The sequence below is a fragment of the Metallosphaera javensis (ex Sakai et al. 2022) genome (assembly GCA_021654415.1).
GTDB classification, from domain to species: Archaea; Thermoproteota; Thermoprotei_A; order Sulfolobales; family Sulfolobaceae; genus Metallosphaera; species Metallosphaera javensis.
The window spans coordinates 539,406-558,077 of record AP024487.1 but is presented as its reverse complement, the minus strand read 5'-3'; the positions used below and the strand labels follow the sequence as shown (position 1 = coordinate 558,077).

Annotated in this window: 30 protein-coding genes; all 30 read right to left on the bottom strand. The window is 43.7% G+C overall.

Features of this window, described 5'->3' with window-relative positions; all coding sequences use genetic code 11:
* The 30 genes from cmk to ileS all read right to left on the bottom strand — a co-directional run bounded on the left by cmk (nt 1) and on the right by ileS (nt 18,642).
* On the bottom strand, nt 1-543 hold the full coding sequence (gene cmk / locus QVC96_RS03410; protein WP_238024589.1) for a (d)CMP kinase: 543 nt from the start codon (nt 541-543) through the stop codon (nt 1-3).
* Nucleotides 540-767 (bottom strand): 50S ribosomal protein L34e, encoded by a 228-nt coding sequence (locus tag QVC96_RS03405; protein WP_255775946.1) that lies wholly within the window; start codon nt 765-767, stop codon nt 540-542. The genes cmk and QVC96_RS03405 overlap by 4 nt, the downstream gene beginning before the upstream one ends.
* Before the next feature lie 29 nt (nt 768-796).
* Nucleotides 797-1,138, bottom strand: coding sequence for a hypothetical protein (locus QVC96_RS03400; RefSeq protein ID WP_238024590.1), 342 nt, complete (start codon nt 1,136-1,138; stop codon nt 797-799).
* Between the two features lie 103 nt (nt 1,139-1,241).
* The gene (locus tag QVC96_RS03395) at nt 1,242-1,826 is read right to left on the bottom strand and encodes an adenylate kinase (RefSeq protein ID WP_238024591.1); all 585 of its coding nucleotides are present in this window, start codon (nt 1,824-1,826) and stop codon (nt 1,242-1,244) included.
* Nucleotides 1,827-1,828: 2 nt separating this feature from the next.
* On the bottom strand, nt 1,829-3,220 hold the full coding sequence (gene secY / locus QVC96_RS03390; RefSeq protein WP_238024592.1) for a preprotein translocase subunit SecY: 1,392 nt from the start codon (nt 3,218-3,220) through the stop codon (nt 1,829-1,831).
* A gap of 16 nt (nt 3,221-3,236) precedes the next feature.
* On the bottom strand, nt 3,237-3,671 hold the full coding sequence (locus QVC96_RS03385; protein ID WP_238024593.1) for an uL15 family ribosomal protein: 435 nt from the start codon (nt 3,669-3,671) through the stop codon (nt 3,237-3,239).
* Between the two features lies 1 nt (nt 3,672).
* Nucleotides 3,673-4,134, bottom strand: a complete 462-nt coding sequence (locus QVC96_RS03380) for a 50S ribosomal protein L30 (protein WP_238024594.1) — start codon at nt 4,132-4,134, stop codon at nt 3,673-3,675.
* 5 nt (nt 4,135-4,139) lie between these two features.
* Nucleotides 4,140-4,784: a 30S ribosomal protein S5 gene (locus QVC96_RS03375; RefSeq protein WP_238024595.1), complete on the bottom strand. Its 645-nt coding sequence runs from the start codon at nt 4,782-4,784 to the stop codon at nt 4,140-4,142.
* Nucleotides 4,784-5,371 carry a 50S ribosomal protein L18 gene (locus QVC96_RS03370; protein ID WP_238024596.1) on the bottom strand — a complete coding sequence of 196 codons (588 nt, stop codon included), beginning with the start codon at nt 5,369-5,371 and terminating at the stop codon, nt 4,784-4,786. Before QVC96_RS03370 ends, QVC96_RS03375 begins: the two co-directional genes overlap by 1 nt.
* 6 nt (nt 5,372-5,377) lie before the next feature.
* Entirely contained in the window at nt 5,378-5,833 is a 456-nt protein-coding gene (locus QVC96_RS03365; RefSeq protein ID WP_287689910.1) for a 50S ribosomal protein L19e, read from the bottom strand.
* Nucleotides 5,834-5,835: 2 nt separating this feature from the next.
* Nucleotides 5,836-6,240: a 50S ribosomal protein L32e gene (locus QVC96_RS03360; RefSeq protein WP_238024598.1), complete on the bottom strand. Its 405-nt coding sequence runs from the start codon at nt 6,238-6,240 to the stop codon at nt 5,836-5,838.
* Entirely contained in the window at nt 6,240-6,785 is a 546-nt protein-coding gene (locus tag QVC96_RS03355) for a 50S ribosomal protein L6 (RefSeq protein ID WP_287689909.1), read from the bottom strand. The genes QVC96_RS03360 and QVC96_RS03355 overlap by 1 nt, the downstream gene beginning before the upstream one ends.
* Before the next feature lie 10 nt (nt 6,786-6,795).
* Nucleotides 6,796-7,197 carry a 30S ribosomal protein S8 gene (locus tag QVC96_RS03350; protein WP_238024600.1) on the bottom strand — a complete coding sequence of 134 codons (402 nt, stop codon included), beginning with the start codon at nt 7,195-7,197 and terminating at the stop codon, nt 6,796-6,798.
* Between the two features lie 6 nt (nt 7,198-7,203).
* The gene (locus tag QVC96_RS03345) at nt 7,204-7,368 is read right to left on the bottom strand and encodes a 30S ribosomal protein S14 (RefSeq protein WP_011921251.1); all 165 of its coding nucleotides are present in this window, start codon (nt 7,366-7,368) and stop codon (nt 7,204-7,206) included.
* A gap of 10 nt (nt 7,369-7,378) precedes the next feature.
* A complete protein-coding gene (locus QVC96_RS03340; RefSeq protein ID WP_238024601.1) occupies nt 7,379-7,903 on the bottom strand; it encodes a 50S ribosomal protein L5 in 525 nt (174 codons plus the stop codon).
* Nucleotides 7,904-8,629, bottom strand: coding sequence for a 30S ribosomal protein S4e (locus QVC96_RS03335; RefSeq protein WP_238024602.1), 726 nt, complete (start codon nt 8,627-8,629; stop codon nt 7,904-7,906).
* Nucleotides 8,626-8,961: a 50S ribosomal protein L24 gene (gene rplX / locus QVC96_RS03330; RefSeq protein ID WP_238024603.1), complete on the bottom strand. Its 336-nt coding sequence runs from the start codon at nt 8,959-8,961 to the stop codon at nt 8,626-8,628. Before rplX ends, QVC96_RS03335 begins: the two co-directional genes overlap by 4 nt.
* Nucleotides 8,962-8,970: 9 nt before the next feature.
* On the bottom strand, nt 8,971-9,387 hold the full coding sequence (locus QVC96_RS03325; RefSeq protein ID WP_238024604.1) for a 50S ribosomal protein L14: 417 nt from the start codon (nt 9,385-9,387) through the stop codon (nt 8,971-8,973).
* A gap of 6 nt (nt 9,388-9,393) precedes the next feature.
* Nucleotides 9,394-9,729: a 30S ribosomal protein S17 gene (locus QVC96_RS03320; RefSeq protein WP_238024605.1), complete on the bottom strand. Its 336-nt coding sequence runs from the start codon at nt 9,727-9,729 to the stop codon at nt 9,394-9,396.
* A 4-nt stretch (nt 9,730-9,733) separates the two neighbouring features.
* Nucleotides 9,734-9,988 (bottom strand): ribonuclease P protein component 1, encoded by a 255-nt coding sequence (locus tag QVC96_RS03315; protein WP_287689908.1) that lies wholly within the window; start codon nt 9,986-9,988, stop codon nt 9,734-9,736.
* The gene (gene rpmC / locus QVC96_RS03310) at nt 9,975-10,181 is read right to left on the bottom strand and encodes a 50S ribosomal protein L29 (protein WP_238024607.1); all 207 of its coding nucleotides are present in this window, start codon (nt 10,179-10,181) and stop codon (nt 9,975-9,977) included. Before rpmC ends, QVC96_RS03315 begins: the two co-directional genes overlap by 14 nt.
* Nucleotides 10,162-10,887 (bottom strand): 30S ribosomal protein S3, encoded by a 726-nt coding sequence (locus QVC96_RS03305; RefSeq protein WP_287689907.1) that lies wholly within the window; start codon nt 10,885-10,887, stop codon nt 10,162-10,164. The genes rpmC and QVC96_RS03305 overlap by 20 nt, the downstream gene beginning before the upstream one ends.
* Nucleotides 10,888-10,890: 3 nt before the next feature.
* Nucleotides 10,891-11,361, bottom strand: coding sequence for a 50S ribosomal protein L22 (locus QVC96_RS03300; RefSeq protein ID WP_238024609.1), 471 nt, complete (start codon nt 11,359-11,361; stop codon nt 10,891-10,893).
* Nucleotides 11,362-11,365: 4 nt separating this feature from the next.
* Nucleotides 11,366-11,788 (bottom strand): 30S ribosomal protein S19, encoded by a 423-nt coding sequence (locus tag QVC96_RS03295; RefSeq protein WP_238024610.1) that lies wholly within the window; start codon nt 11,786-11,788, stop codon nt 11,366-11,368.
* Nucleotides 11,789-11,820: 32 nt separating this feature from the next.
* Complete coding sequence (locus tag QVC96_RS03290) at nt 11,821-12,537, bottom strand: 50S ribosomal protein L2 (protein WP_287689906.1); 717 nt, start codon at nt 12,535-12,537, stop codon at nt 11,821-11,823.
* A gap of 9 nt (nt 12,538-12,546) precedes the next feature.
* The gene (locus tag QVC96_RS03285; protein WP_238024612.1) at nt 12,547-12,792 is read right to left on the bottom strand and encodes a 50S ribosomal protein L23; all 246 of its coding nucleotides are present in this window, start codon (nt 12,790-12,792) and stop codon (nt 12,547-12,549) included.
* Nucleotides 12,789-13,580, bottom strand: coding sequence for a 50S ribosomal protein L4 (rpl4p, locus tag QVC96_RS03280; protein ID WP_287689905.1), 792 nt, complete (start codon nt 13,578-13,580; stop codon nt 12,789-12,791). Before rpl4p ends, QVC96_RS03285 begins: the two co-directional genes overlap by 4 nt.
* Before the next feature lie 5 nt (nt 13,581-13,585).
* Nucleotides 13,586-14,611 (bottom strand): 50S ribosomal protein L3, encoded by a 1,026-nt coding sequence (locus QVC96_RS03275; protein WP_287689904.1) that lies wholly within the window; start codon nt 14,609-14,611, stop codon nt 13,586-13,588.
* A gap of 152 nt (nt 14,612-14,763) precedes the next feature.
* Nucleotides 14,764-15,378 carry a hypothetical protein gene (locus tag QVC96_RS03270; RefSeq protein ID WP_287689903.1) on the bottom strand — a complete coding sequence of 205 codons (615 nt, stop codon included), beginning with the start codon at nt 15,376-15,378 and terminating at the stop codon, nt 14,764-14,766.
* A gap of 117 nt (nt 15,379-15,495) precedes the next feature.
* Nucleotides 15,496-18,642 carry an isoleucine--tRNA ligase gene (gene ileS / locus QVC96_RS03265; protein WP_287690409.1) on the bottom strand — a complete coding sequence of 1,049 codons (3,147 nt, stop codon included), beginning with the start codon at nt 18,640-18,642 and terminating at the stop codon, nt 15,496-15,498.
* Between the last annotated feature and the right edge of the window lie 30 nt (nt 18,643-18,672).

Sequence of the window (18,672 nt, the reverse complement as noted above, 5' to 3'; positions counted from 1 at the left end):
TTATTTACGGGGAGTCAACTGAATGTGAGAATCCAAAAAATATTCGATAAGGCCCAATACCCTCTCGGGAGAAAGTTTGGCGGTATTAATCACCAAATCATAGAGGGAGAGATCCTGAATATCTATTCCGTAATATTTCCAGAATCTGTAGTAGTGACTCTGTTCCCTCTCTAGGATACTCAACAATGCCTTTTCATAGGAGATACCGTCTCTCTTTGAGATTCTTCTCGCCCTTTCGTCCAATGGTGCCCACAGGTAAATACTAACTGTGGATTCCCCGGCAAGTATCCACCCAGCTATATGGGATTCAATCACAACATTGGATATCTTGGCCTGGTTTAGTATCTCCCTATCAATAACCTTGTCTATATCGAAGTCCTTCTCAGCCTCCCTATTTAGAGAAAGTAGATCCAAACCCATTGCCGATGCCTTCTCCCTAAAAATTTGACCTCCTGAAATAAATCTAAGCCCGTACTTGAGTGACAGGGATTTAGCTATCGTGGTTTTCCCGCTTCCTGATGGTCCGCTAACCACAATTATCATGAAATTCCTCTCATTGATAATTTAATGAGGTTCTGGAGACATTTGTGGCAAAGATAGCCTCCGAACATCCGCTGTTTTGATCCCACGTTACCTCTCAGAGGTTTCTTGCACATAGCGCACTTTGCTACACCCTGCTTCTTTTTCCTGAAGATAACCCCAGTTTTAGAGGAAGGTAGCCTTCTATAAACCTTCTTTAAAGAAGATGTCCTCTGATAAGGCTTCATGAGATCACCTTTGTAGATCATTTTGGGGTTTAGTTTATATTTGCTTTGGGCCTGCGCAAGGACAGTGGAGTGAAAAGTAAGAACGATAGAATGTAGACTAGAATGGGACCTTCAAGCACCACATGCTTGGACGAAACAGTTTGTGTTAAAACCGGGATAGAAAATGGCAGATAAACTGGAAAATTCATTGAAAAAATAAAAAATAAACCAAGAATATATAGACCAAGAAGGGCAAAGGATTGTAACATGGAATAGAAATATAATCCACTATTATATTTTCTTATATCTTTGGAAAGTTTTCTATACACTCTTTCCCTTCTCTTCGAGGTAATTTTGTTTATCCTAGAGTTAAGGTCCTCAAGAACTACCATATACTGTAAAATTTTCCTTGAGATATAATACCTGTAGAGCAGATATAAAACAAGATTCAGAACAAAAGAAAAAAGGAAAATCTCAAGTATTTGTGCAATCATCCTAAACCAGCGACTTAATTATTTGATGCGCAGCTATTGATGGATCCCCTTCCACGTTTTTCACGACCTTTACCGAAGCGCCAACCAGAACAGCTGAGGCCATGGCGGAATATCTTGCAAAATCCATAGTTTCCCTGATTACTGCAGGATCCGAGTAGTCGGTCCTAGCCCTGGTTTTGTCGTTCTCCTGCCTCTTCAGGATCAGCTCAGGGTCACTCTCTATGAGAAATATCACCTGAGGTTGAAGTATCTCCACAATGTGTTTTGGTAAACCTGGCAGATAACCTCCTGGAGTGCGAACCACTGCGTGGGTATCTAGAAATGAGAGACCGTCTCCTAGAGACGATGCGTCCTTATATATGTTCTTCGCTGCTTCAAGCTGGAGTTGTCTCTGCACTGCAAGCGGTAATTTCCTCATTTCGTCCCTGTTATTAACATATTTTAGTTCCATTGCCGTCTTTAGCATGTAGTCACCATAGTTCATTATTAAAAATTTTGAATTTTCCTTGGAAAGGATTTCCTTAATAGTATTAAGAATTGTTGTCTTACCAACACCAGGTATCCCGGTTACGATACCCAACTTCACGGCTATTCACCTATCAATCTCTTTAACAAGGGATACATCTCTATAGATCTTTCGTATGCTAACAGACTATAGTACTGCATTGCAATGGAGACCGCCAAGAGGATACCCACACCTGTACCGTATACCCCCAACAGTGTAGCTCCCACAGCTATCACGCTAACGATTAGGGAACTAAAGAACGCCAGAGGATAAATGTACTTAGCCAAGATGGCCTCTATCATTTTTGGGTTATTCCTCATACCGGGAATCTCTATTCCAGCGTCCACAAGATTTTGTGCTTGGGTAGCTGGATCTAGACCAGATACTTCTACCCAAACTATTCCGAACAATATGCCCAGTACAATAAAAACTACAGAATAAATGACAGCTCCTATAGGATCCAATACTACGGCGTAAACACTATGTGGAATTGTGGTGCTGGGTGGTGGAAATATAAACGCGGATTGAATGGCATTAAGAACGCTACTGGCTGAAGAAGATATGTAGGAGGTTAAAGAGGAGAATAGCTCTATATCTGCACCAAGTACGCTGACGAAAATGACAGGTATGCTACTCACGTAAAGGAAATTAAGCGGAATCGTTCTTCTTATTCCTCTCAACTTCTGGGAGGTAATTGGTATTTGAACGTTTATAGAAGTAAGATATATTATCAGAAATATCAGCCCTATAGTTGTTACAAGTCCCACCAGGTCTGGCTGGAAAGCCTTAGTGGTGTTAACTATCAGATTGAGGAGATTACCGTGATCTATTATGGTTGTAACCAAGGATGGGAAGAATCCAACTGGAAGGTTCTGGGACTGAACGTTAACTATTCCAAACATGTACCAGAATATAATCTTCATTGTTCCGGCTAAGATGAATAGACTGACCCCTGAGCCAAGTCCCCAGCCCTTCTGTATTAGTTCGTCAAGCAAAAGTATGAGATAGGTGGCCACAATTAGTTGCCCAGCTACTATCAACGGAATGTTAATGTTTGAGAGTCCACTTGACCTAGTTAGCGCGAAAGCGAACAGGAATGATTCTAAGAGAATGAAAAGGAAAGCCAGACCCTTCTGTGCCTCTGTAAACTTGGCCTTATCATCCTCATTATTCAAGTTAAGGTTGAGAAGTTTAGATCCAACCAGAATCTGCATTATTAAGCCCGCGGTAATTATGGGACCTATTCCCAATTGGGCTAACGTTCCCGCCGTGGATGCAAATATAACCTGTTCTAGGAGAAAATTGCTAAGAGAGGTGCTCTGGATCCCGTAAAGAGGAACTGAAGACATTAAAAGGTAAACTACTACCCCTACGATGGACCATAATAGCTTCTTGTTTAATGTTGGTTTTTCGTCAGGCTTTCTAACAGCTGGAAGTACCTGACCTAGCTTGGCCAGTGCGTCCGTAAGTGACATGAACTAATCAAAACAGTTAGCTTTGGGGGGTTAAAATAACTTGCCCACCAGATTTTTCTATCTTTTCTTTTGCTTTATTGGTCACTGCCGATACTTTAACGATCATGGAAATCTTAACTTGACCTCCTCCCAATAACTTATCATATCCTAACTTTTCAAGATCCACCTCAAATTTTCCATCCTTATTTGTAACTTGTATCTTTCCGGACTCGATTAACTCTCCAAGTTTCCTTAAGGATATTGCATTTAATTTTCTCGCTGTAGGATTGATAAATCCATGTTTCCCATACCAATCCTTTCCATACTTTACTATCCACGACCACTTCTCCTTATGCATTCCCACATGTCTTCCACCCTCAGCACCTCTATCCCTATGTTGCCCCTTTGTACCCCAGCCCATGGTCCTATGGGCTCTCATCTTCCTAGATTTTTTTGCACGTCTAACTACCATCTTATACCATCCTCCTTACAAGTTCATTTATTTTTTCTCCTCTATAGCCTAGTTCGCCTCCGGATCCAATGAAGGAGTTGATTTTACCCTTAAATCCTTTCCTAGGTGGATGAAGCCTTATTGGTAATTTTAAGGAGGAAATGGAATTCAGTTTAATCTCCCCTTCCACAAGCTTCTTGATGAAGTCCTCCATGGATAATCCTAACTCCTTCTCCACAAACTGCTGATCAATTACACCCTTAGCAGTCTCAATCCTAGCCAATAACGCCTTAGCGCCATCCATGTTGAGCTCGCCCCAAGTAACGTAGGATTGAACCTTTCTTATCATACCCACAATATCATCTCTTTTTGGATATACCATGGCGCTGTATTGCTTGCCTAACCTCAGCATCTCCAAGACCTCCTGAAGATCCCACGGCGCGGAGGCATTTCCCCTTATTCTTACGACAAGAATTGATGGCATAACCTTCACTTCCTCCTTGCCCAATCTATTGGAGTAACGAATCTATATGTGTTATAGAGGGCTTTGTACCCTGCCATAATGAAATTGTCGGTAGTCCTAGTCTCACCCCTGCTAAATGACCAAACGTCCTTTATTCCAGCATAGGTTAGCAATGTCTTCAAAACCCCTCCCGCAACCAGACCGGTTCCCTTGGGCGCAGGCCTTAGCACCACCTCCGCACTGCCAGATTTTCCGGATACCAGGAAGGGCAAACTATGCGATTCACCGCATGTACATTCCCAGCTTCCGCATCCCCTCCTGACAGGGATCACGTGCATCTTAGCATCTCTGACCGCCTTCTGGATAGCTACCCTTAACTGCTTTGATTTACCTACTCCTATGCTCACATAGCCGTCATAATTACCCATCACTACCAATACCTTATACCTAGATAACTCTCCTGCATCCGTCTGTTTCTGTACCATTCCTATATCAATTACTTCGTACTTCATATTGGGCAACAGAACGTCAATGATTTCGGGTTCCACAATACTCATGTTCCTAGCATAGAGCTCCTTTATGGAGGTTATCTTACCCTCCTTTACTAACTGCCCGATTTTAGTCCTAGGCTTCCACTCCTCTACATTTGAAACAGGCACTTCCTCTGCCATCATTTCTCACCTGACTTAATCGAATTCAGAACCTCCTTGAAATGGGAGGGCAGATCCTTAGGATCCAAACCTCTTGCCAAATACCTTGAGAACAACCTTCTGTATTTCTCGGGATCCTCCTGCTCAAGCTTCTGTGCATATTCAGCTACATGCTTTCCTGTGATCCTTTCATTACTAACTCCGACATCTCCCATGGGAACCTTAACACCACTGTCAATAACTCCCTTCAATGCGTAGAATATCCTTGCTCCCTTAGTGGGAGTGAATAACCCAATGTCCGCATTGGCCATGGTCATCCCTGATTTCTTAGCTCTGAGACCAGCTAAGTATCCAGTTAAATAACAAGCAGTGGAATTATTTTCGTCGCCCTTCCAACCGAACTTCTCAAGTTCCCTTGAATGGGCAGCGGCCACAGTTACATCCCCCTTCGGGTCAAATTTCATAAACTGAACTATCACATATTTATTTGTCAATCTAACAACCACCCGATCAGTCCTGTTCAGCACATAAGTATATCTCCTGTAATAGTTGGTTTTTCCTTCTCTCCTTCTTCTAAACTTAACCTTGTAATTTGGACCTTGTGCCATCTACGATCACTCCTTCAATTTACCCATCTGCTTAAGCACAGTCTTTACATCGTTGAGGTTCTTAAATGTGCCTCCCTTGGCTTTGATGTATAGGGTTCTATAGGTTCTCGAATCTATAACCTCGTGGTCCCTCAACCACTTCAGGTATCTTCTGATCTTTCTAATTCTAGCAATCCACTCCTCCTTTCTTCCCGTTCTGGCCCCCTTCCTTCCCTTTTTGCTCCCGGTCTTTCTGCCCTCTCCTTTCCTCTTTCTGCTACGTCTTCTTTCCTTTACTCTTCCTCTACTATTACCGCGAGTTGATAGAATTACAATCTTGCCGTCTTTTATCAATCTCTTTATCTCCTCCCTAGTCAGGGCACCTGCAACTTCATCGATATATTCTGGGGGAATTCTCACCCTACTAACTCCAGCGTTCTTAATGTCCGCAGCCAACCTTTTCTGAAGCTCAAGTTCCGCCATGTTCATTCACCATTAGCTATACGAAATCCCATTTCCTTCGCCTTATTTATTATTTCTAATCTTTTCTTCAGACCTACCTTTCCAGAAATTCGCAGGATAATCTTATCCTTACTATCCTTAAGCGATTCAACTTCATTCACATTATTCACTATAACTTCCCTCAAACCTGACGGATGTAGGTATCTAATCACCTTGGGGCTCCTAAACCCCACCATAACTGGTTTAGGAAAGCCCTTTATTCTCAGCCTAGTCTTGTTATCTTGTCCCCTAGTTCTTCTCCATCTCTCCTGTCTTTCCAGCCTGAAGTACTTATCCCAATCATATCTAAGGAATTTTGGGAGAAGCGCCTTATGTTTTAATTTCATTTTATATATCTTTTTCTTATTTAATTTCATCTCAGTTTTCATTATGAGATCACCTCTTTCTTATAAATATAAATGCCATCTGAAAATATTCTTCTGTCGAAATCCCTAATCTTAGTGACGGTTTCTATATTAGCTGCTGTCTGAGATACTTTTTCAAGATCTATCCCTTCTACCACTATATCCTCACCTTTCACCGTCACCTTTACCCCTGGCATGATCTTAGCTACCCTTACGTTCTTTTCTCCAATAAGGTTAGTGACCTGCACCTCGTCATTAACGACCTTCACGGTTATAGGGAAGTGTGTGAATATAATTTTTAGATAGTATCTGTAACCATTTTGAACTCCAGTGAACATATTTTTGATATGTCTCACTATACTATATGCAGTAGCTTTCTCCTTCCTTCCAAGGAAAGACGCTTCAAGCACTATCTTGCCGTCCTGAAGGGAGATGTCAAGGAAACGAGCGAAGGAAAAGTCTCTTGATAGTTCCCCTTTCTTACCCTTCACCTTTACTACTTTTCCATCAATACTGACAGTTACCCCGGCAGGTACCTGAATCTCTTCCCTGAACGATACCATCTGCATCTATTTCACCTCAATAAACGTAACCTAGGACTATACCTCCTGTTCTTTGTCTGGCTGCTTCCTTGTGCGTCATAACTCCCTTGGGTGTTGATACTATGATCACTCCTATCTCCTTAGATGGTAGGTATCTCCTAATGTAATCTGGGAGGCTGATCATTTCCCTATAGGTCAGGGAATAACGCGGGGTTATGGCACCGCATTTGTTAATTCTGCCCATCAATTGGACCACGATCTTTCCCCATCTACCGTCATCTATATATTCAAACTCACCTACGTATCCCTCCTTCTGCATGACACGAAGAACATTCACTATCAGTTTCGAAGATGGCATTATGATGGCCTGCTTGTTCCTCCTAGTCTCATTATTATACAGGGAGCTTAGTGCGTTTGATAGAGTGTTAATTACTGTCATCTAACATCACCTCAACCTCTTGAATCCCAACGGATAGGCTACTTCCCTGAAACATTGCCTGCACAGATATATCCCGTATTTTTGGATCACGGAGTCAGTACTCCCGCACCTTCTGCAGTACTGAACTCCTTTTCCATGCTTCCTCTCAGCCGGTGGTTTATACTTACCCATTCATATCACCTCAAACAATGGTAACCCCAAAGTTTTCCGTGAGGAATTTCATGGATTCCTCCTTCCTCACCCTCACGGAATTTGGAATTCTAGATTTCTTCCTTTTCCTCTCGCTTACTCTGAAACCTGGACGCTGAAAGGTTATAGCCACGTCCAGTCCAAATATACCTACTTCGGGATCATAACGGGTACCAGGAATTACCACATGCTCTGCAATTCCGAAACTAACGTTTCCGTGCCTATCGAAGCTACTGGATTTTATCTTATAGTTCACGGCAGCTAGCACCTTTTTCAGAAACTCTTCTGCCTTTTCATGGCGCAAGGTCACCATCACCCCTATGGGAGCACCCTTCCTCACGTCAAATTCCTTAATTGACTTCTTAGCCTTGGTGTAAACAGGCTTAGCCCCTGTTAGTTCCTCCAACAGTTGATAGGCCTTCTGTAATCTTTCGCCAGACTCACCTAGTCCAATATTTACGGTTACCTTTGAAATTCTTATATTTCTCATTGGATTTTGTTTAGTTACCTGCTCCATTTACTCCACCTTCACCTCAGGTTTCTCCTCTCCTATTACCATTGCATTTTCAAGGTTAGTCTCATACTCGGATCCGTCAGGGCTCCTGATCACAACTATTGAGTACCTTCTAGTCTTGTATGGTGATGACTGGATTCTTTTTAATTGGCCAATAACGCCAGCATTCTTTCCACCCACTGCCATCACGTAAACATTTTCTTTGAATCCATACGTGGCTAAGATTTCTTGCTTCGGTATGGATATCTTCAGAGTAGTTAGGGTGGGAAGCTTAAACATCTCTGTTGAGTCCTTGTTTACCAAAATATTCCTCCCATCCTCAAGGTTCAACTGAAGTAGACCTCCCTTTACGACAGTCTTTTTTAACAATCTCACCAATTTGAATTTACTCTCCTCTTCTGAAATCTTTACAGGTTTAAGAAGCCTCACGCGGTCAGGAACAACCCTCAAGTACAAATCAGCGTGAGGAATGGCAACGACGTCCATCAGACCCACGGGATACTTATAGTCGCGCCTAATCCTACCATCTACTAACACCTTTCCATCTGAGATTATCTTTTTGGATTCCTTGAGAGATGACGTAAATGCCAAGTAATCCCTAAGAAGCAAACCCAGTGGAATGCTTCTATGCAGCGGATGAGGTCCTGGAGATGCCCTAACGGTCCATTTATACTCCTTCTTACTTGCCCTCAAAAACCAAGGAGCTTCTAACCTAGTAATATGGGTCATTGTGCCTTACCCCCCTGCTCATCCTTTTGTTTTGAAGCCTTCCTGTTTATGATATCTTTTCTTTTCGGATCATTTGTGTTCAGCTTAGTTATTTCAACTTTAGAAGCATGAATCTTAATATACACAGGAGTTCCGTCAGCCTTCTTCCTTGTCAGACCCTCTATGGCTACTCTGCCTGAATCAGGGAACACCTGTGTAACCTTTCCTTCAAAACCGAAGTTCTCTCCTCTCATTACCCTCACTGTATCATCTTTCCTAATCCCGATCCTCTTTATCCCATACTCCTTGGATAGTTCTTCGGAGAGGGGAGCCACAAGCTTGGAAGATGCCATATGGATCACCTAAACAATCAGGGTAGCTAGGCTAGCCACCTTGGGCCACCTTTCAGCGGCTTCCCTCGCAACGGGACCCCTAATCTCTGTTCCCTTTGCCGTACCGTCTGGATTAACAATCACCACAGCGTTATCGTCAAAGGAGATCCAAGTACCGTCTGGCCTTCTGAAGGGCATTCTTTGCCTAATTACCACAGCCTTAAACTTTTGCTTCCTGACATCTGGAGTTCCCTTCCTTACGGACACCATAACTAGGTCGCCCACGTTGGCGTAGGGAACCCTCCTCAAAGCTCCCCTGTATCCGAACACACTAATGATCATGGCCTCTTTGGCTCCACTGTTATCTGACACGTTCACCATGGTGTAGTTTTGAACAGCAGGAGTTAACCCCTTTCTGGACCCTAATACCTGCATCTTTTCTGGCATTCACCTTCACCTCTTACCTAAAACCACGAAAGAAACGGACTTGGATAGGGGTCTTGTTTCCCCTATTATAACTCTATCCCCCTCCTTAACGTCAAGGCAACTGGGAACTCTAGCATGTATCCTGCTGGTTCTCCTTTCATACCTCTTGTATTTATGATCGTAGAACAGATAGGTTCTCTCCACTACACCCATCTTGGGTGCCCTGTTCTTCACAAGGATACCCTCTATTAAGGTACCCCTCACCCTTAAACTCCCATGGAATGGGCAATCCTCGTCCTCGCACTCCCTGCTAGGGGGAGTGACACCTGGAATGCCCACGTTTTTTGTTTTTACTTGAGACATGAAATCACCTCAACCTCTTTATCGGCTTACCTATCAAGGCGTCGCCACATATACTTAATCGACGTCTTTTAAAATCTATCTCATAAATTCCGTTGGGTTTGTACACAGAAATGGTTGAATCTCCTGTATCGACTACAAGTGTTTTCTCAGTTTCTAGAATTATTACCCCTTCTTTACCTACCAAGGATGGGTCGGAGTGAGTAACTATTCTCACTCTCTTCCCAATTAGATCATATTCTAAAAACTTATTTTTTCTCATTTCTCTTTTTTTCAGAGAGAATAGTATAAATACGTGCTATATCCTTTCTAATATTCTTTATAGAGGATGTATTCTTAAGAGTCCCCATTCTTGCCTCTGCTTTTCTCTTAAGTAGGTCAGATTTGAGCTCCTCAAGGCGTTTCTTTAATTCCTCTTCTCCCAAATTCCTAAGCTCATTGACTCTCTTGGTCATTTCCCCCTTCACCTCTTTGTTGTTCCTCCGGTTTAACGTTCTGGGTCTCATCTATTATTCTCACATTAGTAACTCTGATTTCGCCAGTTTCCCCAGTCGCACCTGCCTCAGAGGGCTGTTTGAGAGATATCTTATCTATGGTTCTCAATGGCTTAGTTATAACAACCTCGACACCGTATATTCCCATCTTAAGCGTAGCTATTGCTATTGCCCTGTCAACCATTACATCAAGATTGTTACCGGTCTTGTACACTATCCCTTCTTTCAGCTTTTCGAACTTTGCTCTCTCTGATGTAATCTTTCCGCTAACGATAACCTCAGCACCTAGGGCTCCAGCATTCATGATCTTCCTTATTGTTATGAAGGCAGCTCTCCTGAAATGATATCCCTTCTCGAGAGTTACGGCTAACCTGAAGGCCATGACCCTAGCGTTTAACTCAGGTTTCTCAGGCTGAGTAACTGTAATTTGCGGGTTTTCCAGGTTAAAGTACTTCTCTAATATCTGGGCTAACCTCTTTATGGTCTTTCCGTCCTTACCTATAATGATAGCTGGCCTGCCCGCATAGATCGTTACTCTAGTTCCCATTGGAGTTTTACTAATTTCTGAACCCGCGTATTCCGCATTATAATACTCCTTTGCCAGAAATTCGTCTACCATTACTCTTGTCATGGATTTTTGCAGAAAGTATTTCTTTATATCAACCAAAATTCACACCTCACCAACTATAACCTCAATATGCGAGGTCCTATTGTATTTCTTTGTCGCCCTTCCGAAGGCCCTTGGTAGAAACCTCTTTATAATTATGCCCTTGTGGGCTGCTATATGAACTATTTTCAATTTATCCTCATCTAGTCCCTTCCCCTGCGCATTGGCCATCGCATTTTCAAGGGCTTTAATCACGTACTTTATGGCCTTCTTGGGATATCTTCCGCTCTTAACCTTCCACTTCTTTGAGATATTTGATTTGTGGGAAGCTCCGTGGCTATATCTCCAGTATGGTAGGGCCTCCTTCTCCTCTATTACCCTTTGAAGAAAAGCCTGAGCCTCCTTAACGTTCATCCCCCTGATAGCCTTGCAAACGTTGTAGAGATCTTTTATGGAAACTGGTGCATTCCTTACCACAGCTTTACCTGTTCTACTATCATCAAGGGACAAAATTGGATAGTTCCACGACGCCATGTTATCACCCTTTCATTGCCATAAAGAGGCTGGATCTTGTAGCCTTTAGACCCGGCTCTCCATGTTCTACTTTCTGGATTGGAATAGAGAACTCACCAAGGTAATGTCCTATCATCTCTGGGACCACCTGGAATTCAACGAATTGCTTTCCGTTATATACCGCAAACTTCAAGCCTACCATCTCGGGAAGAATCACCAAGCTTCTCACGTGAGTCTTTATGGCCTTGTCTGTCTTCGAATCCCTCCTGGTTTTTCTGATCTTCTCAATCAAGGACCTCTCCGCAGGAGTGAAGCCCTTTTTCAAGGACCTCCTCTGCCTAGCAGGTAGCAGCTTAATGAAATCATCCATTGGCATATTCAGTAGTTCCTCCAAAGACCTACCCCTATACCTAAACTTCTTCCACTCAGCAGGAATCTCCACTGACATCTAGAGATCATCCCCTCCAGCATTATTTAAGTTCACTTTCTATCCCTCCTACCTGTCCTGCGTGCAGCTATATGTCCAACCTTTCTACCGGGTGGTGTGTTCCTAGCCACGGTACTCGATCTGCTCACGCTTTGATGTAGACCTCCTCCATGTGGATGAGACACGACGTTCATGGCAACACCCCTGACATCCGGCCACTTGGTAGCCTTGACCTTATATTTCCAGTAATTATTGCCAGCCTTGAGCAGAGGCTTTTCTGAAACACCTCCACCAGCAACTATCCCTACAGTAACTAACGCATTTTCATCAATTTCCTTTATCTTCCCTGAAGGCATTCTTAAAATGACCTTGCCCTCTGACTTACCAACAACAATGGCATAGGATCCAGCCGTTCTGGCATACCTTCCTCCATCTCCTCTATGAAGCTCTGCATTGGATATATAGGCGCCCTCAGGAAGATCCTTGGCAGGGACTATGTTCCCCATGGATGCTGGAGAACCCTCCCCAACTTCTATCTTCTGACCTGCAATTAATCCCTGAACTGCTGGTATGAAGAACTGAACTCCATTGTCCAACTTTACCTTTGCCACGGGCTGAGTCATCCCAGGATTGTGTAGAATGTCGACAACCTTAGCAATATGATGACCCGATATGCTTGGATACCTTACCTTACCTACCCTAAGCCATCCAGGATTTCTAAAATTAATGTTTCCTCTTCCTGCCCTCTGTTGTAAGAGTTTCTTACCCATTCAGATCACCTAAAGAATCCCAAGCTTTTGGGCAATTTCAGACGCCTTATATTCTGGCGCCAGCTTTACATATGCCTTTTTCTCGCCCCTAGGAGTAATGACCGTATTAACCTTCTCCACCTTCACTCCAAACGCCTTCTCCACTTCCCTCTTTATGGTTGATTTGTTATCCTCCCTATCCACTATTAGAACTAAAGTATTGTTGGACTCCAAGAGTCTAACGGACTTCTCTGTGGAAATACTTTCCTTGATCATTTCACCAGCCCCTTAAATCTATCCTGCAGAACCTTTAGAGCTGACTCGGTATAAATTACTAATCTGCCTGGATGACCTCCTGGCGCCAAATGGATTACGCTGACATCCTTGGCTGACACGACATCCACACCCGGCAAATTGAGCGCAGCCTCCACTACAGGCAGTTTTGCGTCGTGAACTACGAGTAATGGTCCAACAGTACGCTTATACCTCCTTCCTCTCATCTTTCCTTTTCCCGCCCTTATCCTCTTATAAGAGGCTCTCTCCAGTTCCTCTTCAAGTCCTAACTTAACCAAAATCTCCTGGAGTTCGCTTGTCTTCTTAACTCCTCCTAGTTCATCAACAATGACAATGGGCAGATCGCCATTGAACCTGTGCCCCCTTTCCGTAACAATCTGCTTCACTGTCGTAGATGCCAAAGCGCTCAAGACAGCCAACCTCTTTTCCTTTTCGTTTATCTCTTCCTTTATCCTCTCCCTAGTAGATGGAGGGAAAGCAGCTCTTCCACCTACTGTATTGGGAGCTAGAGCACCCTCACCTGCTCCCCTGATACGTGGTACCCTAGCCAAACCCAAGTTTATACCAAAGCTCTTCGCTGTGGTTCTCTTGCCAGCCATTGGATCCCTTCCTTTGGGCTGGAGACCCTGTGTGAAGGAGGAATGAAAAGCCCTCCTTATGAGATCCTTCCTCACCGGATAACTGAAAATTGAAGGTAATTGAATATCCTTTACTTTATTTCCTGATAGATCTAATACTTTTGCGGTTTTTTCTAAAAGAATTGTGTACATTTATTTCACCCCTGCTTACTATTCACATCCATGTAAGTAACTTTGGGAACTGGAAGTTGAGTGGAGTAAGGCCTAATGGGATACCTCAGGAAGAGTGGTCTCTTAATGGAACCAATAGTTGATCCTTCAACTAGGAGATACGTGTTCTTTACAAGTCCATACCTCACAAAGCCACCCTTGGGATTGATCAGCTTTGTATCATCTGATATTTTTAGGATTCTCTTGTTATATTCTGTTCTCCTGTGGAATCCCATTTGACCTGGTTGCGGAACATAGCTTGGAGTTCCTAAAGATGGACCCTTAGTTCCCACCTTTCTACTCCCCTTTCTATGCTTATGCCATCTGGGTAACTCCTGTACTCCGTACCTTTTAATCACGCCCTGAAACCCATGGCCCTTGGTTACTCCTATTATATCCATTAACTGGCCCTCCTTAAACACATCCTTCACTGAAAGTGTGTTACCGAGAAGCTTCAAGCCGTACTCCAGCTGGCTCTTAGGATTTCCACCGCCTATCTGAACCTCAACCAGATCGGGAGTTTTCTTGCTAAGGGCCGGGATAAGATGCGGTTGGGTTGAGATGAGAAGCCTAAAGTAACTGATGTTATCCATGCTGGATTCAATTTTCTTCAACTGTTGCTCTGTTTTCTCCTTCTGTACCTTCAGACCCTTTACTCTCCTTGTGACGAATTTAGTAAAGTCTCCCAGATCTCCCCAAACTTCACCTATGACCGAGTGCTCTCCCTTACTGTCCAAACCATACGCCCTCAAAGCTAAAACGTAAACTGGGGGAGTCTCCAGGACTGTAACGGGAACGTAAATCTCCTTCCCGAACATGGACGAGGACCTATCTTCATCTATCATGAAGATGTGGGTCATGCCCACCTTATACCCCACAAACCCTAGTGCAACGGGATTGGGTAAGTTCAATTCGGGATAAGATCTTGGAGATGGTAAAAGCTCCTCCGATCTTTTTCTAGGCCTTAATCCGGCCGATCCTCTCCTTGGCGAGGATAACTTTCTATGTCCCATCCTATACCCCTTCTCCTATCACATCAGATCGAAGACCAATAATAAATTTGATGTCCAATAGTCTCATAGACGCGGGATGGTCCTATCTTCAAGGTACCTGATTAAAAATGCCCACGAAGAGGAAAGTCCAGAAACCTCCTTCCTTTTTCACTCTATGTTAAGATAGAATTTAGTATGGCCAAGCTCCCTATCAGAGCTTCCTTAGACCTAACATCAGAGACCCCTTGCTTATGTATAAAATTAAAAGCAGGAATATCTCCAAATAACGACATTATACCACCGACCGGCGGTCCAACCAGCAGGGTTAGCCCTCGCCTTTGATACATGGATTTTAGATCTCCAATATGCTCCAAGGGATCATGACCGGATCTGCTGGCCAAGATAACGTTGTTCATTTTACCTATATCGCCCTCCGGGATAACCTCAAGTGAAGGTCCTTCATAGAACGGGGAAAAATAACCTATGGTTCTACATTCCTTTGAATCGACTACCAGAACGATCCCATCTTTTCCCTTACAACCTTCTAAACCGGTATTACCCTTCTCCACTACCCTTATCTCTCCCTCCACGGGTACGCTGGACACGGCGTGGTAGGGCGTGTTAACAGGTTGAAGTAAACCCACTTTACTCAGATCCGAATCCATCTTCAGGTTCCTCTTCAGGTAGGGAGGCTTCATGGAGTAGATCATCAGTTTCCTTATCTTCGTCAAGATAGAATCATTGCCACGTCTAACTAGGTAAAGCTTTGTAACCCTGAATTCGACCATCGCCCTTATTACGTCAGAGACCTCTAAGGTGAAAACTGTAAAATTATTTTTCAGAGTAAACATTTCAGGATATATTATCACATTTAGCGGATGAGCCCTTGGGAAGGGGAACATTTACTAAACCTTTCTTATGCCTATGATATACTCTTCTCCCTCTATGTCCCACGTACTTATCTGATCTCCCCCTTGCTGTCCTATAACTATTTCCTTAGATCTAGTCTCAGAGGAGATGTAATCCCTGTACTTTTCCAGTAACTGAACTCGGTCTTGAGGTGGAACTATATTGACAATGATGTAGTCAGTTACATTCAAGTTCATCAATTTTCTCATATACTGTATTCTTCTTATCACATCTCTCACTATCCCCTCTTCCTCTTCCTTCCCCCCAATCTCCTTGGGTATAAGGACAACTCCGAGCTCAAAGGAACCGCTAGCGTACTCAGGTTTCACCTCCTCAGTAATTCGCAGGTGTGATGTGGTAAGTTTCACCTCAGTATCGTCAATGAAGACAGTGTGGAAACCCTTTTCAAGTATATCCCTGGCTATTACATCCTTATTGTTCTCCACGTATTGGACAATCTTGGGAGATAATCTCTTGTACTCCTTTCCTATCGCTCCCTTGTCAGGATATATATTCAGCTCACTAAACTCGTAAAACTTGGCCATATCGTATAACTTCAGTTCCTTGGAGTTGAGTAACGTCTTTAGCAGTTCCTTGTTTTCCTCCAGTTTACCCTTCAGTTTACCATCCTTTAGGAAGATGTGAGCAGTTGAGACTGGCCATCTGAGTTTTATATTGGCCTTTGCCCTAGCGTTCAGACTAGCCTCCGTTATTATTTTCATTAGCTCCACAGAGGCCTCAAGCTCGTTATCGATCAGCTCTCTCCTCACATCCCCGAGGGTCTCCATGGAAACAGACAGTTTCTTGTCATTAACCACAAAGTTCTGATAAACTTTCTCGGCAAAATATGGAATTACTGCTGAGGCCATTATCAACCATTCGCGCAATATATGATACAGTATGGTGTAGAGAGCCTGTTTATCCTTATTCAATCCTTCCTCCCAGGCTCTCTTCCTTGCCAACCTCAGATAGAACCTGCTGACATCCTCTATCATAAATCTCATTAACTCATTGGCCAGTTCGTGGACCTTGTAATCCTTCATTGCCTCATGAACTCTCGATCGCATATTGTAAAATCTTGAGACTATCCACCTGTCCTCCACTCTAGCTTGTTCCAGTGCCTCATCTAAGCTCATCTCCCTGGGGTTAAAGTTGTCTAAGTTCATATACATTGAGGTGAAGAGGAATACATTCCATGCTATCTGAAGATCCCTCTGTGACAATTCAAGGTTCTTCTCTGAGAACTTAACGTCCTCCCATGTGGTATTCTTTAACAACATGAGCCTCAATACATCCCTTCCATACTTCTCTATCACTACAGATGGTTCCACATAGTTGCCTAGACTCTTATGCATCTCCCTTCCCTGCTCGTCCAACATGAAGCCGTGAACCAGTACTGCCTCGTAAGGAGCCCTATCATCCAGTATCACTCCGGACCTGAGGAGACTGAAGAACCAGCCCCTGAGCTGATCATGACCCTCAAGCACCAAATCCACTGGACCCAGTTCCCTCCACTTATTCACCCAGTCACTGCCCAAGCTGGAAAAGAAAGCTACACCGCTGTCAAACCAGACATCTGCCACGTCCGGAACTCTTTTGGCATTGGCTCCACATTTCTCGCAACGAATTACTACGTTATCTATCCAAGGCTTATGTAAGTCCTTGGGAACTTCGTTTAGGGCTACCTTCTTTAGTTCCTCTACGCTCCCAACAACATTCACATGGCCTTTTTCGCATACCCAAATGGGAAGTGGATTACCCCAGAACCTTTGCCTGCTTATTACCCAGTCCCTGAGCTCCGCAACCATGTTACCTATTCTAGTTCTCCCCCAGGAGGGTATCCAGTTCACCCTCTCTATCTCAGACTGCAATTTGCTCTTCAGTTTGGTAACCTTGATGAACCACTGATCTATTGCCCTTAATATCAGGGGAGATTTGCATCTCCAGCAAATTGGATAACGATGAACTATCTTGCCTGCAAAGAGAAGTGCCCCTCTATCCCTCAGATCCTGGATGATGGTGCTGGCAGACTCCCTTACATTCATACCGGAGTATTTACCGGCCATTTCAGTGAAATGTCCCCTGTCGTTTACAAGCATGACCACTGGCATTCCATTCGCCTTACCCACTTCGAAGTCCACATCACCGTGGCCTGGCGCAGAATGAACTAGACCTGTACCATCCTCTAAGGTTACCTTATCTCCTCCGTCAACTACCACGTGATACTGATCGATACTTTGCTGTGCGGGAACCAGATCCCGCAAAGGATGCTCATAGCGAAGTCCAAGAATCTCTTCTCCCTTGAAGGTCCTCAATACCTTGAACTTCTGGACCTTCGCTTCCTTCATTACGGCCTCCACTCTTTGCTCAGCGATTATGTAGACCTCATTGTTAACCTCTACCTCAGCATAATTGTAATCCTTGTTTATCATAACGAAAACGTTAGAGGGTAGAGTCCATGGGGTCGTAGTCCAGATGATCAAGAACTTGTTCTGAGTCCCCGAGATCCTGAACTTAACGTATATGGAGGGATCCTCTATGTCCTTATACTCTGATACTTCGTAGTCAGACAACGTAGTCTCACATCTGGGGCACCAATGCAAAACCTGAACGTCCTTGGCCAGTAGCCCCTTCTCATGAGCTCTCTTTATCACGGCCCAAGAATTACTAATAAACGTTGAATCAAGGGTAAGATATGGGTTTTCCCAGTCCATAAATACGCCAACATTCTTGAAGTTCTCCGACATTGACTTCAGGTTAGTAAGGGCGAAGTCCCTGCAGAGCTGGACGAATTTTTCAACGCCTACTTTATCATAAATGTCCCTCTTCTGGGTAATGTTCAGCTTCTTTTCCACAGCTACTTCTATGGGTAAACCGTGAGTATCATAGCCGGGCTGATCATGAACCCTGTAACCCTCGAGCCTTTTGTACCTCAGAATTGAGTCCTTGATTACCTTGTTCCATATGGTGCCTATGTGGGGAACGGGAGCAGATGGATAAGGCGGCCCATCTATGAAAAGGAATTTCTTGGTAAACTTTCCGTTATATTCCTTCAGAGTCCTGTAAACGTTTTTCTCGGTCCAAAAATCTGAAACCTCCTTTTCTATCTTCAAAGGTTCAAATTTTGATTGAAGGGGCTTCACAGAAGATAAGTCTGACACGAAAGGGATTTC

Coding starts and splice junctions, on each gene's coding strand:
- cmk (WP_238024589.1), bottom strand. CDS start 543: ATGATAATTGTGGTTAGCGGACCATCAGGAAGCGGGAAAACCACGATA.
- QVC96_RS03405 (WP_255775946.1), bottom strand. CDS start 767: ATGAAGCCTTATCAGAGGACATCTTCTTTAAAGAAGGTTTATAGAAGG.
- QVC96_RS03400 (WP_238024590.1), bottom strand. CDS start 1,138: ATGGTAGTTCTTGAGGACCTTAACTCTAGGATAAACAAAATTACCTCG.
- secY (WP_238024592.1), bottom strand. CDS start 3,220: ATGTCACTTACGGACGCACTGGCCAAGCTAGGTCAGGTACTTCCAGCT.
- QVC96_RS03385 (WP_238024593.1), bottom strand. CDS start 3,671: ATGGTAGTTAGACGTGCAAAAAAATCTAGGAAGATGAGAGCCCATAGG.
- QVC96_RS03380 (WP_238024594.1), bottom strand. CDS start 4,134: ATGCCATCAATTCTTGTCGTAAGAATAAGGGGAAATGCCTCCGCGCCG.
- QVC96_RS03375 (WP_238024595.1), bottom strand. CDS start 4,784: ATGGCAGAGGAAGTGCCTGTTTCAAATGTAGAGGAGTGGAAGCCTAGG.
- QVC96_RS03370 (WP_238024596.1), bottom strand. CDS start 5,371: ATGGCACAAGGTCCAAATTACAAGGTTAAGTTTAGAAGAAGGAGAGAA.
- QVC96_RS03365 (WP_287689910.1), bottom strand. CDS start 5,833: ATGGCGGAACTTGAGCTTCAGAAAAGGTTGGCTGCGGACATTAAGAAC.
- QVC96_RS03360 (WP_238024598.1), bottom strand. CDS start 6,240: ATGAAAACTGAGATGAAATTAAATAAGAAAAAGATATATAAAATGAAA.
- QVC96_RS03355 (WP_287689909.1), bottom strand. CDS start 6,785: ATGCAGATGGTATCGTTCAGGGAAGAGATTCAGGTACCTGCCGGGGTA.
- QVC96_RS03350 (WP_238024600.1), bottom strand. CDS start 7,197: ATGACAGTAATTAACACTCTATCAAACGCACTAAGCTCCCTGTATAAT.
- QVC96_RS03345 (WP_011921251.1), bottom strand. CDS start 7,368: ATGGGTAAGTATAAACCACCGGCTGAGAGGAAGCATGGAAAAGGAGTT.
- QVC96_RS03340 (WP_238024601.1), bottom strand. CDS start 7,903: ATGGAGCAGGTAACTAAACAAAATCCAATGAGAAATATAAGAATTTCA.
- QVC96_RS03335 (WP_238024602.1), bottom strand. CDS start 8,629: ATGACCCATATTACTAGGTTAGAAGCTCCTTGGTTTTTGAGGGCAAGT.
- rplX (WP_238024603.1), bottom strand. CDS start 8,961: ATGGCATCTTCCAAGCTTGTGGCTCCCCTCTCCGAAGAACTATCCAAG.
- QVC96_RS03325 (WP_238024604.1), bottom strand. CDS start 9,387: ATGCCAGAAAAGATGCAGGTATTAGGGTCCAGAAAGGGGTTAACTCCT.
- QVC96_RS03320 (WP_238024605.1), bottom strand. CDS start 9,729: ATGTCTCAAGTAAAAACAAAAAACGTGGGCATTCCAGGTGTCACTCCC.
- QVC96_RS03315 (WP_287689908.1), bottom strand. CDS start 9,988: ATGAGAAAAAATAAGTTTTTAGAATATGATCTAATTGGGAAGAGAGTG.
- rpmC (WP_238024607.1), bottom strand. CDS start 10,181: ATGACCAAGAGAGTCAATGAGCTTAGGAATTTGGGAGAAGAGGAATTA.
- QVC96_RS03300 (WP_238024609.1), bottom strand. CDS start 11,361: ATGGCGTCGTGGAACTATCCAATTTTGTCCCTTGATGATAGTAGAACA.
- QVC96_RS03295 (WP_238024610.1), bottom strand. CDS start 11,788: ATGTCAGTGGAGATTCCTGCTGAGTGGAAGAAGTTTAGGTATAGGGGT.
- QVC96_RS03290 (WP_287689906.1), bottom strand. CDS start 12,537: ATGGGTAAGAAACTCTTACAACAGAGGGCAGGAAGAGGAAACATTAAT.
- QVC96_RS03285 (WP_238024612.1), bottom strand. CDS start 12,792: ATGATCAAGGAAAGTATTTCCACAGAGAAGTCCGTTAGACTCTTGGAG.
- rpl4p (WP_287689905.1), bottom strand. CDS start 13,580: ATGTACACAATTCTTTTAGAAAAAACCGCAAAAGTATTAGATCTATCA.
- QVC96_RS03275 (WP_287689904.1), bottom strand. CDS start 14,611: ATGGGACATAGAAAGTTATCCTCGCCAAGGAGAGGATCGGCCGGATTA.
- QVC96_RS03270 (WP_287689903.1), bottom strand. CDS start 15,378: ATGGTCGAATTCAGGGTTACAAAGCTTTACCTAGTTAGACGTGGCAAT.